This is a genomic window from Frigoribacterium sp. PhB24 (assembly GCF_003755185.1).
GTDB lineage: Bacteria > Actinomycetota > Actinomycetes > Actinomycetales > Microbacteriaceae > Frigoribacterium.
On sequence record NZ_RKIC01000009.1, the window covers coordinates 69538 to 83429 of the forward strand.

The window sequence follows — 13892 nt, forward strand, 5'->3', positions numbered from 1 at the left end:
GCTGGAGATGTCCTTCTCCCGCGTGCGGAGGACATCTTCTGCCCACTCGATCGACGTGGGACGGGGAGGCGCAGGTCAGGCGAGCGCGGCGGGGTCGAGGCCGTGCTGCTCGACCTGGATCGCCTGGCGGATCGTCAGCGGGTAGATGCGCGACAGCTCGGGGTTCGACGGGTCGCTCGAGATGTACGCGACGCTCTCGACGTGCTGCTCGAACGCGTTGACCTTGTCGCGCGGTGCCCCCACCACGAGCTGGAAGCCCAGGGAGGTCAGCGCCGCCAGGGCCCGGCCCGTGTACTCGGAGTCGGCCTTGACGAAGCCCTCGTCGAGCACGATCGGCGCATAGGTGGGCACCCGGTCGGTGCCATCGCCCAGACGGAACCGCAGGGCGGCCCCGAGCACGAACGCGATGAGCTCCTGCCCCTCGCCGCCGGACTTGCCGGCCACACCCTCGTGCACGATCTGCGTGCCGTCGGCGCGGGTCTCGATCGCCCGGAACTGGTAGTGCTCGCGCGCGTCGAGCACCCGGCGGCGCCAGGCGTCACCGACCTTCGACTTCTCCTCGAGGTGTGCCAGGTCACGGCGCAGCCTCAGGAACCGGCGCTCGACCTCGGACGCGTCCCGCGCCTCCGGGGCAGGACCGCCGGAAGCGCCCTGGGCCCCGCCGGTGTGCTCCCGCAACGTGCGCTTGAACTCGAGCAGGTCGCCGTTCGACACGGGTCGCGGCTCGATGTCGAGCGTCGAGCCCTGCCGGAACTCGATCGAGCGCAACGCCTGCGAGATCGGTCGGACGCCGCGACGGATGACGTGGCCGTCCTCCTCGATCTGGACGAGCAGAGCCCGGAGGCTGTCGCCCACGTCGCTCCCGGCTTTCTCGAGCCAGCGCTGCTTCGCGTGCGGCAGGTCGTCCTCGACGAGCTGCCGGTGGATCGCCCGGACCGTCGGCAGGCTCTCGATCGTGGCGTCGATGCCCGCGGTCCGGTCGAGCTCGAGGTAGCGCTCGAAGACGACCACGAGCGTCGACTCGGCGTTCGCCCGGTCGCGGTCGTGCGCGTCGACCTGGGCCCGCAGCTGCGACGCGGCGTCCCGGTGGAGCCGCGCGACGTCGGTCGCCTCGCGCGGTGCGGCGAACGGCAGCGTTGCGAGGAGCGCCCGCTCGTCGTCGGTCAGCGGCTCGGCGTCGGCGGCGTCGGCGAACTCGTCCTCGATGTCGACGAGCGTCGCGTGCTTCTCGTCGAGCTGCGCGAGCGCCTGGTCGATCTCGGCCAGCCGACGGGTCGCGGCGGAACGGTCGTCGTCGTGCTGCGTGGCCTCGGCCTGCAACGTCGCGAGCTCGGGACGCTCCACCGCGATGCGCTCGAGCTGGGCGCGCAGGTCGTCGAGCCTGGCCCGGGCGGGGGCGGCGTCGAGCTCGTCCCAGGTGAACTCCTTCGCCCGGGCGACGGAGTCGGCGACCCGCCGGCGCTCGGCAGCCTCGGCCTCGATCGTGTCGTACTCGCCGCGGACCCGGGCCAACACGGCCTCGAGGTCGACGATCTCGTCACCGAGCTCGGCGATGCGGGTCGAGTTGTCGAGGCCGATCCATGAACGGATCGACCGGTCGTCCTTGACGACGCGGTCCCGCGAACCGGTGCGGAGGCCTCGTCGGGTGACCGCGCCGCGGGTGCCGGCCGGGCGGGGGTCGTCGAGGTCGTCGGGACCCTCGACACAGAGCACGCTGCGGTCCGCCACGAGCTCGTCGTGCAACCAGCCGCGGAACGGACTGGCCGGGTCGAGCCGCACCATCGCGGGCACGGTGTGGTCGACGGGTGTGAGGGACGGCTCGGCCCCGCCGGTCGCAGGCACGAGCGTCACGCGTCCGCGCACGTCGTTCTCGTCCACCCAGCGGCGCACGGCGTCGAAGTGCGCTCGGTCGACGAGGAGGTGCGTGGCGAGATCGCCGAGCACCCGCTCGATCGCGACGGCCCAGCCGGCATGCTCGGGCGCGACCTCGAACAGCTCGCCGGCGTAGGGCAGGCTCGACACGGGCACGCCCGCCCCCTCGGCGATGCGTCGACGCCGCTCGATCGCGTCGTCCGGCACGTTGCTGCGGCGCTGCTCGAACGACCGCTTCTGTCTCTCGAGGGCGGCCAGGGCCCGTTTGGTCTCGCCGATGCGGGCGGCGAGCTCGCTGCGCGCGTCGGCTGTCGCGGCCCGGGCCGCGGCGTCGTCGGCCGCGAGGCGGTCGGCGCGCTGCCCGAGTGCGACGAGCTGCTCGTCGTTCCGGGGGAGGGCTTCGCCGGTCCCGTCCAAGGCGGCGGAGAGGCGGCCGCGGGTGCGCTCGACGGCGGCGAGCTCGGCCTCGGCGGCGGCCACGTGCTCGCGGAGCGACTGCGTGGGATCGCCCCCGAGCTCGCTGATCCGCGCCAGGGCCTGTTCACGGGACCGGAACGCGAGCTGCTCGTCCGCCTGGGCGCGCCTCCGGCGTTCGCTCTGCTCGCGCTTCTCGGTCGTCACGCGATCGACCTCGCCGCTGACCCAGCTGCCGACGCGTTCGGCGAGCCAGACGCGGAGGCGGCTGGGCCCGTCGGCGTCCCCGAGCAGGCGACGCTTGGCGGAGCCGTCGCGACCGGCGAGCTCGTACCGGTCGGCGAGCGTCGGCACGGCCTCGAGCACGTCGAGCTTCTTGCGGGTCGTCTCGAACACGTCGTAGAGCGCGGACGCCTCGCGGTAGGTGGCGAGCGTGGTCTCCCACCGGCTGAGCGCCTGCGGCTGCACGAGCACGAACTGCTTGAAGAGGTCGTCGATCGAGAACACGCCCTTCGACGCCTGCGCCCGGCGCAACAGGGTCAGGGCCTTGAGCTGCGACTCGTCGCTGCCGCCGATGCCGAGCTGGCCGCAGAGCCGCACCCGCAGCTCGGGCTGCGACGAGGTGGCGAGGTCGGCGGCGGGGTCGAGCAGCCGGGCGAGGGATCCGCGGGTCAGCGGGTTCTGGCTCGTGCCCTCGCGCGTCACCTCGGACAGCCGGCTGAGGTCGAAGCGGCCCTGCACGAGCAGGTAGACGCTCGCCTGGGTGACGTCGTCCTGGCTCGCGGTGTCCTCACCGATCCACGCGACGCGCACGGCCGTGACGGTCTGGCCGAGCTCGGTCGACCAGGTGATGGCGGCCCCGCTCGGGAACGCCTGGCCGAGCGGACGCAGGAAGCGCGTCGTCGTGCGGTCCGACGCGGCGTCGCGCACCTCGTCGGTCTTGCCGCGCGCGTAGCTGTAGACCGTGCGCTCGGACCGCTGCCGGCTGTCGTCGCGGGCGGCCCGGTTGAACTCCTGCGGGTTGGGCATGATGACGGCGGCCATCGCGTCGAGCACCGTCGACTTGCCGCGGCCGGTGGGGCCGAAGATGGCGATGCCACCGCGGCCGACGGGCATGCGGTGCAGACCGGCGTAGCTGCCCCAGTTGAGCAGCTGCACCTGCTCGATGCGGTACTGGCCCGAGTGGAACATGCCGAGGTCGGGCGGGGTGTCGGCGATGCTCATGCCTGGGGTGCTTCCGGATCGGTGTCGGTGTCGGCGTCGTGAGGGGGCTCGAGGTCGAGATCGAGGTCGAGCGGCACGGCGGTCGGGTCGGGTTCGACGACGGGGTCGGCGTCGGTGTCGGCGTCCGCGTCGGCGGGGCCGAGGGGGTCGACCTCGTCCTCGTCGGTCGCGTCTGCGTCGCCCTCGACCCCGGCCATGTCGAGGTACACCCGCTCGAGGTGCGCCAGCCGGTCCGCGGTCATCAGCGGCACGATCGCGGGGGAGACGACGAACAGCTCGGCGTCGTCGGGTTCGGCCGTCAGCAGGTCTCGGGCGACGAGCGCCGCGATGGCGGCGTCGACCCGGCGACGGGCCCGCACCTCGTCGGAGTCCGAGTCGTCGTGGTACCGACCGAGGAACTCCGCGACGGCGTCCTTCGAGATCACGACCGCCTCGTCGCGTCCGTCCGTGAAGGCGTGCTCGCGGCGGGCGAAGACCATCAGCAGCGAGGCGTCACGCGACAGCGGCTTCTCGCGGCGCAGCAGCACGGGCACGTCGTCCCCGCCGCCCTGCCGCTTGAAGGCGACCTCGTGGTCGTGGTCGACGACCAGCACGAGGAACATCTCGTCGAGCCGCGCCCGGATCTCGGACTCGTACGCGAGCAGGCCGGCCCAGGCCTCCTGCTGCCGGGCCCGCGACACGAACCGGTGGGTCAGCAGCGTGACGAGCGCCTTGCGACCGGCCGGCGGCAGCGCGTCCGAGGCGGCGCTCGACGCGACGTCGTCCGCGTCGCCGTCGTCGAAGGCGTCGCCGTCGTCGAGGGCGTCGTGGGAGGCGCGGGCCGAGTCGTCGACATGGGTATCGTGCGTGGGGACTGCGGGGCTCATGCGAGGTCCTTCGTGCCGGTCGTGCTGGTCGTGCGGGAGGGGGTGGCGGGCTCGGCGCCGGGCGGCCCCGCGGGGTCGCGCCGGAAGACGAGGCGGGGCAACGTGACCTGTCGACCCGCGCCTCCTGACGTCGTCGGGTCGGTCGGGTCGCCGGCCAGCTCGACGGTCTCGGTGTCGTCGCCGACGACGCCGCGCTCGAGCGCCAGGTCGAGCATGCTGAGCACGAGCCCGAGACGGCGGAACCCGGGCTCGGTCGCGCGGTAGACGTCGGCGCTCGTGACCTCGTCGTGGTCGGCCAGCAGCCGGTCGATGGTCGCCGAGACCGCGGCCGTGCTCGTGCCCGAGGTGAGGCGCAGGGCGGCCCGGTCGGCCTCGGGCAGCGCCGCGTCGCCGACGGTCACCTGCACGTCGACGGTCGGCCGTGCACGGTCGGTGTGCATCTGCACCTGGCTGACGTCGCGGACGTCGAGCGCCCCGAGTCCCAGCCCGTCACCGTGCTCGGCCGGCAGCATCGCGTGGCCCGGCCGACGCTCGGCCCAGACGCCGCCGGCGTGCAACGCCCGGTCGGCGAGGGTGAGCAGGCGCTGCTGCTGGTCGGAGCCCGAGCGGCTGAGGAAGCGCCGCAGCGAGGACGTCCAGCGGCCGTACGTCTCTTGGACGGTCTGCTCTTCGGCGAGCAGCGACGAGATGAGCGACTCGAGCTGCGCGCGCTGCCGCTCGGTGAGCTGCTCGGCCGCGTCGGGCTGCGCGAGGACCTTCTCGATGTCGGCCCGCATGACGTCGATGCCGCGGGACGACAGCATCTGGGCGAAGCCGCGGTAGGCGCGTCCCTCGGGGGTCTGCTCGAGCAGGTCGTTGTCCTGCAGGTACTGGTCGACGAGAGCGCCCTTGCCGACGTGTTCGGACGAGGCCCGCCGCGCGACCTCGCGGTGTCGCTGCTCGACCATGGCGCCGAGCTGCCGGAAGTCCTCGGGCAGCGACGCGGTGAGACGCACCACCTCGCGCACCTGCCGGCGCAGCACGTCGGGGGCGGTGGGCTCGGTGCCGTGCCGCTCGATCTCGACCTTGCGTCGCTCGAGTTCGGCGATCTGCTCGTCGAGGCGTGCGAGCTGCGACTCGCGGCTGGGGTCGGCGAGACCGGCGAGCTGCCCGACGGCGTGCGCGATGCTGCCGAGGCGCGCCTCGCTGACGGCGTTGTCGCGCTCGACGAGGTCGCGCACGAGACGCAGCGCCTTGAGTGCATGCGGCGAGAGGCGGTACTCGGCCCGGGCGTCCGGTCCGGAGGCGCGGGTCCGGACCAGCCAGCGGCTCTCGACCCAGCTACGGCAGTACTCGGCCGGGGTGGTCTTCTGCTCGGCAGAGGCCGGTGACGCGACGGACGTGTGGGACGCGGGACGCGCCTCCTCGGGGCCGACCGACGCGGCCCGCTCGGATGCGGCCTGCTCGGACGCGACCTGCTCGGCGGCGTTCTCGTCGAGGGCCTCGGCGACCCGGCGGTGGAACCAGTCGGCCGAGACCGGACCCCCGGCGTGCTCGAGGTGGCGGGAGAAGAGCGGCAGCATCCAGCGGGCGTTGTAGCCGCGGAGCAGGGCCCAGGTGGGGTCGTCTTCGTACGCCGCGCGCACGTCGTCGCGGCTCAGGGCGTCGTCGTGCCCCGACGGGTGGTTCACCAAGCAAGACCTCCGGCAGTCGTCGCACGACGATACCAACTGGCGGCGCTCCGCCCCGCGACGGTGTCGCTCGTCGTCCCAAGCGGCCAAGATGTGGGGATGGGGATGGGGATGGGGATGTTGTCGAGGCGGGGCGTCATGGGGACCGTCGTCGTGGCCGTCCTCGTGCTCGGTGCCGGATGCGCCAGTTCTCGTGAGCTGACCCAGGAGTTCGAATCGCTGATGGAGGGTGTCGACGGCGTCGTCGAGATCGAGACGGCCGGGGGCGACTACCCACTCGGCAGCGCGACGGCCCAGGCGACCGTCGTCGTCGAGGACGACCTCTCCGACGACGACCTCGCCGCCGTGGCGGAGCACGTCAGGCCGTTCGTGGCCCGCAACGTGGGCGACTCGTTCGGCTGGCAGTTCGTGGACGTCAAGCGAGGTGCCGTCTCGTTCGAGGTGCTCGCCGACGAGGACGACACGGCGGCCCAGCTCGCGCTCGCCCGCCGCGTCGCGGACGACCCGGCCTTCGCCGAGGTGTCCCTCGGCACGCACGAGTTCGGCGACGAGACCGCGAGCGGCTCCGGCTCGCCCCGGCAGGGGTCCGGCATCACGGTGGTGCCTTCGGGGTCGTCGGACGTCGTCTCGGCCTGGCAGCGGGCTCGATCCCTCCGGGACGCCGCAGCACACCTGGCCGACGTCGACGTGACGGCGTGGAGCCCGGACTCCCGACGATTCATCACCGAGAACGTGACCGGGTTCCCCTCCGTCCTCGACGATCCCGCGACGTCCCGCGTCGTCCTCGACGCCGCCGACCAGGCTCGTCTGCTCGACGCCGTCGGGGCCGCCGATCTCGGGGGCGGGCGGGTCGATGCTCTGCCCGAGGGCATCAGGGTCGACCTCGACGAACCGACGACCACCGGGTACTCGTCGGTGGCGGAGGTGGCGGAGGCATCCCCGAGAGCGTCGCGGATCGCCGGTGTCCTCGTCGCGATGTCGGAGGCGTCCGGCACCTCGATCGGTCTCGTCTCGTCACCGGGCGAGCTCCGAGAGCTCGACGGCGACCTGTCCGCCGCCGAATCCTTGGTCGACGCCGTGGCGCCGGACACGGTCAGCTCCTCCGAGATCAGCGCCCGCTCGGTCGAGGTGCGGACGACGGCGCTGGCAGGCGTCGTGCCCGCGGTGCAGGCCATCGGCGCCTCCGAGGGCGTGTCGGCGATGGACGAGATCCGCGTCTCGTCGATCGGGTCCGATCATCGAGGTCTCGCCTTCTCGGCCCGGCCCGAGTCGCTCGCCCTGCTCACCACGGTGGCAGCCGCGATCGTGGCCTCGCCCCGAGTCGAGGACGTGACCGCGGCCGTCACGGAGGGCCGAGTGCGCATCGAACTCGGCGATGCCGTCACCGACGCGTCCCTGGCGGACGTCGTCGGAGCCGTGAAGACGGCACCGGCCGGGACCCTCGTGACGTTCCGGCGAGACGTCCGGGGGGCGGCCGACGTCGCCGGCGAGACGGTCGGCCAGGGGGCGACGAGCGACTGCTCGATGCTCGAGGCCGACGATCGGCCCCTGTGCGCGACCGTCCGCTCCGTCTGGGGCCCCTGATCGCCGGGGCGGTGGTGACCGATCATGACCCGGGAGAACCGGACGACCCGGCGTGTGATGAAGGGGTGCATCGAGAAGGGGCAGGGCGTCTGATGCGTCGATCCCTCGGCGTGAGACGCAGCGCCCTGGCCGTGGCGGCCGTGGCCGTGTCCTTCTCGATGTCACTGGCCGTGACGGGGTGCGCGGGTGGGGGCGGACGCGACAGGGACGACCACCTGACCGTGGACGACGCCAAGTCCGAGACCATGACGATCGAGAGGTCGGTCGTGGCCTCGTTCCCGGAGGCCGAGGTGGTCTCGGTCGACCAGGCACCCACCGGCGTGCTGCTGAGCTGCTCGGACGACACGTACCAGTGGACCGGCCGCGTCACGGTGCAGCTGGACGGTACCTCGGAGCGGGCGGCCTTCGTGGGTCGGTTCGACGAGGCCTCGCACCTGGTCACCCCCGCCTCGGCGTCCCGGTGCTTCGCGCTGCGCGAGGGCGAGAACTCGTACGACAGGTATTGATCGTCGTGTTCGGCCTGATGGTGCACGATCGGACGATGACCTCCACGATCGACCACGCCGACCCGACACCCGTCGTACACGTGCTGCACGACAACGCCGAGTGGCTGCCCCCGCTCGTCGCCGCGCTCGACGCCGCGGGGGTGCCCCACCGCGAGCACCTGCTCGACGGGACGTCCTTCGACCTCGCGGCCGCGCCTCCTGAAGGGGTGTTCTGGTCGCGCCTGAGCGGTTCGGCCCACACCCGAGGCCGGGGGACCGCCAAGGAGGTCGCGCGAGCGACCCTGCGCTGGGCCGAGCGACACGGTCGCCGGACGATCAACGGCAGCGGTGTCGTCGAGCTCGAGGTGAGCAAGGTCGCGCAGTACCTGGCGCTGGCGTCCGCCGGGTTCGACGTCCCGGCGACGACCGCCGTGTTCGGGACCGCCGACCTCAAGGCACGGGCGCGCGAGCAGACGCTGCCGTTCATCACGAAGCACAACCAGGGCGGCAAGGGCCTCGGCGTGCGTCGCTTCGACGACCTCGACGCGTTCGACTCGTACGTCGACGGGCCCGACTTCGAGGTGCCGGTCGACGGGATCACCCTGCTGCAGGAGTTCTTACAGGCCGAGGAACCCTTCAACACGCGCGTCGAGTTCGTCGGAGGGCGGTTCGTCTACGCGGTGCGGGTCGACACCTCCGCCGGCAGCTTCGAGTTGTGCCCGGCCGATGCGTGCGTGGTGCCCGACGGTGCGGACCCGGCCACCTTCGCCCCGTTCGCGGTGCGGCCGTCGGTGACCGCCGAGCACCCCCTCGTGACGCGGCTCGAGGCCTTCGTCGCCGAGCAGGGCATCGAGGTCGCGGGCATCGAGTTCATCGAGACCGTCGACGGCCGCCTCGTGCCCTACGACGTCAACACGAACACCAACTACAACCCCGACGTCGAGCGATCGTCGTCGGTGTCGGCCGCCGCGACCCTCGCCGCGTGGCTGGGCGAGGTGCTCGCGGCGGAGTAGGCCGTGACACCCGCCTGACGCGATGGTCAGCCGGTCGTGTCGACGCCCGACACCGAGTCGTACCGGGTGGTCTGACCGAAGGTCGATCCCGTCATCTCGACGGCGAACCGACTGCGGGTCGCATCCGTCGAGTACGACAGCTGTGCGGTGACGGGTAGGGAGACGAGCCGAACACCATCCGCCGTGGTGACGATCACCGGGCTCGACTCGAGCAGGAACAACTGCTCGGGCCACGGACCGGTCCGGCCCGACGACTGCTGCAGCGCGAAGACGAGGGTGCCCGTCGCCCGGCTGAGTTCGGCACGTTCTTCGGACGCGGTCGCAGGCCCTCGATCAGGCACGGGGACCGACACCGGAGGTGCCGCGACGAGCGAAGGCGATTCGGTGGCGATCGGGTCCGACTCGTGGCGTCAGCGCAGGATGCCGCGCTGTCGGGCCGCCGACACCGCAGCCGTGCGCGACGTGACGTCGAGTTTCGAGTAGATGTGCGCGAGGTGCGACTTGACCGTCGGCTCGGAGACGAACAATTGCCGGGCGATCTCGGTGTTCGAGCCGCCTGCCGCGACCGCCTCGAGCACGTCGAGCTCGCGCGGGCTGAGACTGACCTGCGGCGACCGCATGCGGGTCAGCAACCGTGTCGCGATGACCGGAGCGAGGGCGCTCTCACCCGCGGCCGCGGCACGCACCGCCGCGATGAGTTCGTGCGGTGGTGCGTCCTTCAGCAGGTAGCCGCTGGCCCCCGCCTCGACCGCTCCGAGGATGTCGGCGTCCGAGTCGTAGTTCGTCAGGACCAGGACGTAAGGAGGCGCGGGCAGGGCCCGGATGCGCCGTGTCGCGTCCGCCCCGGTATCGGCCTCGCGAGCGCCGAACTGCAGGTCCATCAGGACGACGTCGGGGTTCTCCCGGTCCGCCGCCGCGACGGCTTCGTCGGGCGTCGCGGCCTCGGCCACCACCTCGAGGTCGGGCTCCCCGCCGACGAGGGCGACGAGGCCTGCCCGCACGATCGGATGGTCGTCGGCGATCACGAGGCGGATCACGTTGGCTCCTTCGTCGGGCGTCGCTCTGCGGGCGAGGGCCCGGGGCCCGGTTCGGCACGATCGGCAGGAGACGACGGGTGATCGAGCGCCAGTCCGCCGGTTCCCGGAGGATCGAGAGCGAGTTCGACGGTCAGGATCGTGCCCCGCCCCGGGGACGATCGGAGGGAGAGGGCCCCGCCGAGCTGCTCCACACGCTCGCGGGTGGCCCGCAGGCCGAACGAGTCGCTCGTGCCGCCGTCCGGTACGGATTCCGAGGAGTCGGCGTCGAACCCGCGGCCGTCGTCGGCGACGGTGAACCGTACCGACCGCGAGGCGACGACCAGCTCGATCGTGGCCGTCGACGCTCCGGCGTGTTGCCGGATGTTCGCCATGGCCCCCTGGGCGATCCGCAGCAGGGCCGTCTGCAGGTGCATGGGCAGGACGGGGGAGTCGCCGACCCGGACGATCACTCTCAGCCCGTCGCCCGCCCACTCGGTGTCGGCCATCCGTCGTAAGGCTCCACCGAGCCCGCGTTCGTCGAGTGCGGGCGGGGTCAGATCCCGGATGAACTGGCGCGTGTCGGCCAGGTTCGCCGCCGCCGTCTCGCGAGCGAGCCGAAGGTGCTCGATGCCGGGCCGATCGGGGTCGGCCCGTTCGGCCGCGTGCAGCAGCAACTGGATGCTCGACAAGCCCTGTGCCACCGTGTCGTGGATCTCGCGCGCGAGACGTCCACGCTCGGCCAGAACCCCCGACTCCCGTTCGCTGGCGGCGAGCTGGTCGCGCGTCGCGATCAGTTCGGCCACGAGGCGCTCGCGGTCTACGGCCTCGCGGGAGAGCGCCTGGTAACCCATCCCGATCATCACGGCGACACCCGCTCCGACGACGGGGCCGATCACGCCGCCGACCGTCCAGCCACCGTGAACGCCGAGCGCCACCACGGCGACGGCGGTCGCGAGACCGACCGCGATCGTGCCGCCCTGACGACCCAGCAGATGCAGGTACAGGAAGAACAACGGGAAGACCAGGTACGACGCCTCGGGCGTCAACCAGACGAGCACGATCCACTCGACGGAGACCGCGACGAGCCACATGCCGGTGGACGTCCGGGCCAGGGCACCGAGGGCGTACGTCGCGAGGAACACGAGGGCGAGCACGACCACGACCACGGTGGCGTCGCCGGGAACGAGTGCCGCGCGGCCGATCACGAGGGCGACCAACGAGACCACGAGAACGTGCAGCCCGGTGCGCAGGCCCACGAAGACGGGGGTGAGCGCGGTATGGGCCATGACCGAAAAGCCTACGCCGGTGCCGTGACGCGACCATCGTCCGAAAGGACGACCCGCGCCTCCATCGTTCTCCACCGACGCCTGTGCCGATGGCCGACGCGACCGGGCACGGCCCACGGCGAGAGTGGACGAGGTCGCCCGGACGGGCGATCGGAAAGGACCCCCACCATGTTCGTCGCCCTGCGCGACCTGCGCTTCGCTCGGGGCCGCTTCGCCCTGATCAGCGGGGTCGTGGCCCTCATCACCCTGCTCGTCGGGTTCCTCAGCGGCTTGACCGGCGGCCTCGCCCTGCAGAACGTCTCGGCCGTGCTCGCCCTGCCCGCGGACCGGCTCGTCTTCTCGTCTCCGTCGGACGGGGCGAGCACGGCGAGCTTCACCGACTCGGCCGTCACGGCCGAGCAGATCGACGCCTGGTCGTCGGCAGAGGGCGTCGACTCGGCCCAGCCCCTCGGCATCAGCCAGGGACGTGCCGAGAACGGCTCGAAGCGTGCCGCCGTGGCCGTGTTCGGTGTGCCGGTCGGCTTCGACGATGCCGCCCCCGCGCGATCCGGTCTCGTGACGCTGTCCGAGGGCGCCGCCGACGAACTGGGTGCCGTCGCGGGCGACACCGTGAGCGTAGGAGGCGCGGCCTACCAGGTCGATCGCGTCACCCCCGATGCCTGGTACAGCCACACGCCCGTGGTCACCGTGACCCTCGACGACTGGCAGGCCCAGACCACCGCCCCGGGTGCCGGGGCGGGCGTCACCGCCACCGCCACCGTGCTCGCCGTGACGGGCGACCCGGACTGGACCGCCGTCGCCCGGACGACCGGGACCGTCTCGGAGTCGACGCTCGGCTCGGTGCGCGCCATCGGGTCCTTCACCTCGGAGATCGGCTCGTTGCTGATGATGGTCGCGATGCTCTTCGGCATCTCGGCTCTCGTGATCGGCGCGTTCTTCACCGTCTGGACCATGCAGCGCCAGGGTGACGTCGCCGTGCTCAAGGCGCTCGGCGCGAGCACGCGGTCGCTCGTCCGTGACTCGCTCGGCCAGGCCCTCGTCGTACTCGTCATCGGCATCGGGGTGGGCATCGGGCTCGTCTCGGTCCTCGGGGCCCTCGCCGGCTCGGCCCTGCCGTTCGTGCTCAGCCCGCTCACCACCGTCCTGCCGGGGGTCGTGATGATCGCCCTCGGCCTCGCCGGGGCCGCCGTGGCCTTGCGCGCCGTCACCTCTGCGGACCCCCTCACCGCCCTCGGAGGCAACCGATGATCCGACTCGACGACATCACCCTCACGTTCGCCGACGGCGACAGCCGCGTCACGGCCGTCGACCATGTCTCGCTCACCGCCCACCCGGGCACCGTCACGGGCATCACGGGTCCGAGCGGCTCGGGCAAGTCGAGTCTGCTGGCGGTCGCCGCCACCCTGATCAGGCCGGACTCGGGCCGAGTGTTGATCGACGACGTCGACGCCACGACGCTCTCGCGTGCCGAGGCGTCCGATCTCCGCCGGGATCGCGTCGGCATCGTGTTCCAGCAGCCGAACCTGATCCCGTCACTGACGGCCCGTGAGCAGCTCGAGGTGATGAACGAACTGGGAGCCCGACACTCGAGGGCGCGCCGACGGTCGGCCGCCGCCCGAGCCGACGACCTGCTCGACGCCGTCGGTCTCGGAGACCACCGTGACAAGCGGCCCCACCAGCTCTCGGGCGGTCAACGGCAGCGGGTCAACATCGCCCGGGCGCTCATGAACGACCCGAGCGCCCTGCTGGTCGACGAACCGACCAGCGCGCTCGATCAGCGGCGGGGCGCCGCGATCATCGACCTGATCGTCCGCCTGACGGGCGAGCTCGATACTTCGACGCTGCTCGTCACCCACGATCTCGTGCACCTGCCACGTCTGCACACGACGGTGACGCTCGTGGACGGGGCCCTCGTCGTTGACGGCGACGATCCCTCGGACGCCGTGGCGGCGCACCCGGCGACCGGCGCCTGCATCCGGTCCGCCGCCTCCGCCTGAGTCACGGGACTAGCGGCGGGTAGGAGGCGCGGGCGGCGCCGGCGAGGTCGCGAACGCCCCGGCCGCGAGGGCCGTCAGCACGGCCGCACCGATCGTCACGGGCGCGAGCGGCCCGGCGAACGCCGCGGCGAGCCCGAGCGTCGTGCCGAGACCGACGACGAGCTGGCCGATCAGCAGCAGCCCCAGGCCGAAGCCGGAGCCGAGCAGGCTCACCCTGGCCAGGTCGCGCAGTCGTCGGGCGTCGTCGGCGAGGCGGCGCGTGCTCGGCGTTCCTGGCAGGCCGGCCGAGAGCCGACGTCTCATCCGCACGAAGAGCACCAGCGCGACGACGGTCAGGAGCAGCGGGATCGCACTGCCGATCGTGAGCGCGGTCTGCACGACGCCGAACAGGGCGTCGGTGCCGCCGGGGGAGGGCTGGGTGCTCATCGGACTCCGATCGACTGGGGTGGTTGGGACACGGGCGAG

At 72.5% G+C, this 13892-nt stretch carries 12 protein-coding genes; 5 read left to right on the forward strand and 7 right to left on the reverse strand.

The features are described from left to right. Window positions 1-75 precede the first annotated feature (75 nt). From EDF50_RS00950 to EDF50_RS00960, 3 genes are read right to left on the reverse strand one after another with little or no spacing between them, the layout of a single operon-like run. Window positions 76-3510, reverse strand: a complete 3435-nt coding sequence (locus tag EDF50_RS00950) for an ATP-binding protein (protein WP_123517470.1) — start codon at window positions 3508-3510, stop codon at window positions 76-78. Further along, on the reverse strand, window positions 3507-4376 hold the full coding sequence (locus EDF50_RS00955) for a DUF4194 domain-containing protein (protein WP_123517471.1): 870 nt from the start codon (window positions 4374-4376) through the stop codon (window positions 3507-3509). The genes EDF50_RS00950 and EDF50_RS00955 overlap by 4 nt, the downstream gene beginning before the upstream one ends. Then, window positions 4373-6046 carry a DUF3375 family protein gene (locus EDF50_RS00960; RefSeq protein WP_158612603.1) on the reverse strand — a complete coding sequence of 558 codons (1674 nt, stop codon included), beginning with the start codon at window positions 6044-6046 and terminating at the stop codon, window positions 4373-4375. Before EDF50_RS00960 ends, EDF50_RS00955 begins: the two co-directional genes overlap by 4 nt. Before the next feature lie 138 nt (window positions 6047-6184). On the opposite strand from EDF50_RS00960, the gene EDF50_RS16530 reads away from it, so the two are divergent. The 3 genes from EDF50_RS16530 to EDF50_RS00975 all read left to right on the forward strand — a co-directional run bounded on the left by EDF50_RS16530 (window position 6185) and on the right by EDF50_RS00975 (window position 9128). After that, entirely contained in the window at window positions 6185-7630 is a 1446-nt protein-coding gene (locus EDF50_RS16530) for a hypothetical protein (RefSeq protein ID WP_158612604.1), read from the forward strand. A 92-nt stretch (window positions 7631-7722) separates the two neighbouring features. After that, entirely contained in the window at window positions 7723-8136 is a 414-nt protein-coding gene (locus tag EDF50_RS00970; RefSeq protein ID WP_123517474.1) for a hypothetical protein, read from the forward strand. Window positions 8137-8171: 35 nt separating this feature from the next. Continuing rightward, window positions 8172-9128 (forward strand): RimK family alpha-L-glutamate ligase, encoded by a 957-nt coding sequence (locus tag EDF50_RS00975; RefSeq protein WP_123518354.1) that lies wholly within the window; start codon window positions 8172-8174, stop codon window positions 9126-9128. Window positions 9129-9154: 26 nt separating this feature from the next. Here EDF50_RS00975 and EDF50_RS00980 read toward each other — a convergent pair whose 3' ends face one another. From EDF50_RS00980 to EDF50_RS00990, 3 genes are all read right to left on the reverse strand, one after another. Then, entirely contained in the window at window positions 9155-9469 is a 315-nt protein-coding gene (locus EDF50_RS00980) for a hypothetical protein (protein ID WP_148076732.1), read from the reverse strand. A gap of 69 nt (window positions 9470-9538) precedes the next feature. Beyond that, window positions 9539-10165 (reverse strand): LuxR C-terminal-related transcriptional regulator, encoded by a 627-nt coding sequence (locus EDF50_RS00985; protein ID WP_123517476.1) that lies wholly within the window; start codon window positions 10163-10165, stop codon window positions 9539-9541. Next, on the reverse strand, window positions 10162-11430 hold the full coding sequence (locus EDF50_RS00990) for a sensor histidine kinase (protein WP_123517477.1): 1269 nt from the start codon (window positions 11428-11430) through the stop codon (window positions 10162-10164). Before EDF50_RS00990 ends, EDF50_RS00985 begins: the two co-directional genes overlap by 4 nt. Before the next feature lie 168 nt (window positions 11431-11598). Between EDF50_RS00990 and EDF50_RS00995 the strand changes: the two genes are divergently transcribed. Both EDF50_RS00995 and EDF50_RS01000 read left to right on the forward strand, forming a co-directional pair. Then, window positions 11599-12678 carry an ABC transporter permease gene (locus EDF50_RS00995; RefSeq protein WP_123517478.1) on the forward strand — a complete coding sequence of 360 codons (1080 nt, stop codon included), beginning with the start codon at window positions 11599-11601 and terminating at the stop codon, window positions 12676-12678. Further along, complete coding sequence (locus EDF50_RS01000; RefSeq protein ID WP_123517479.1) at window positions 12675-13427, forward strand: ABC transporter ATP-binding protein; 753 nt, start codon at window positions 12675-12677, stop codon at window positions 13425-13427. The genes EDF50_RS00995 and EDF50_RS01000 overlap by 4 nt, the downstream gene beginning before the upstream one ends. Before the next feature lie 9 nt (window positions 13428-13436). Here EDF50_RS01000 and EDF50_RS01005 read toward each other — a convergent pair whose 3' ends face one another. Further along, the gene (locus EDF50_RS01005) at window positions 13437-13853 is read right to left on the reverse strand and encodes a hypothetical protein (RefSeq protein ID WP_123517480.1); all 417 of its coding nucleotides are present in this window, start codon (window positions 13851-13853) and stop codon (window positions 13437-13439) included. Window positions 13854-13892 lie beyond the last annotated feature (39 nt).

Excerpts from the sequence above, each read along its gene's own strand:
- EDF50_RS00995 (WP_123517478.1), top strand. The coding sequence starts at position 11,599 with ATGTTCGTCGCCCTGCGCGACCTGCGCTTCGCTCGGGGCCGCTTCGCC.
- EDF50_RS01005 (WP_123517480.1), bottom strand. The coding sequence starts at position 13,853 with ATGAGCACCCAGCCCTCCCCCGGCGGCACCGACGCCCTGTTCGGCGTC.
- EDF50_RS00955 (WP_123517471.1), bottom strand. The coding sequence starts at position 4,376 with ATGAGCCCCGCAGTCCCCACGCACGATACCCATGTCGACGACTCGGCC.
- EDF50_RS16530 (WP_158612604.1), top strand. The coding sequence starts at position 6,185 with ATGGGGACCGTCGTCGTGGCCGTCCTCGTGCTCGGTGCCGGATGCGCC.
- EDF50_RS00975 (WP_123518354.1), top strand. The coding sequence starts at position 8,172 with ATGACCTCCACGATCGACCACGCCGACCCGACACCCGTCGTACACGTG.
- EDF50_RS00950 (WP_123517470.1), bottom strand. The coding sequence starts at position 3,510 with ATGAGCATCGCCGACACCCCGCCCGACCTCGGCATGTTCCACTCGGGC.
- EDF50_RS01000 (WP_123517479.1), top strand. The coding sequence starts at position 12,675 with ATGATCCGACTCGACGACATCACCCTCACGTTCGCCGACGGCGACAGC.
- EDF50_RS00970 (WP_123517474.1), top strand. The coding sequence starts at position 7,723 with ATGCGTCGATCCCTCGGCGTGAGACGCAGCGCCCTGGCCGTGGCGGCC.
- EDF50_RS00990 (WP_123517477.1), bottom strand. The coding sequence starts at position 11,430 with ATGGCCCATACCGCGCTCACCCCCGTCTTCGTGGGCCTGCGCACCGGG.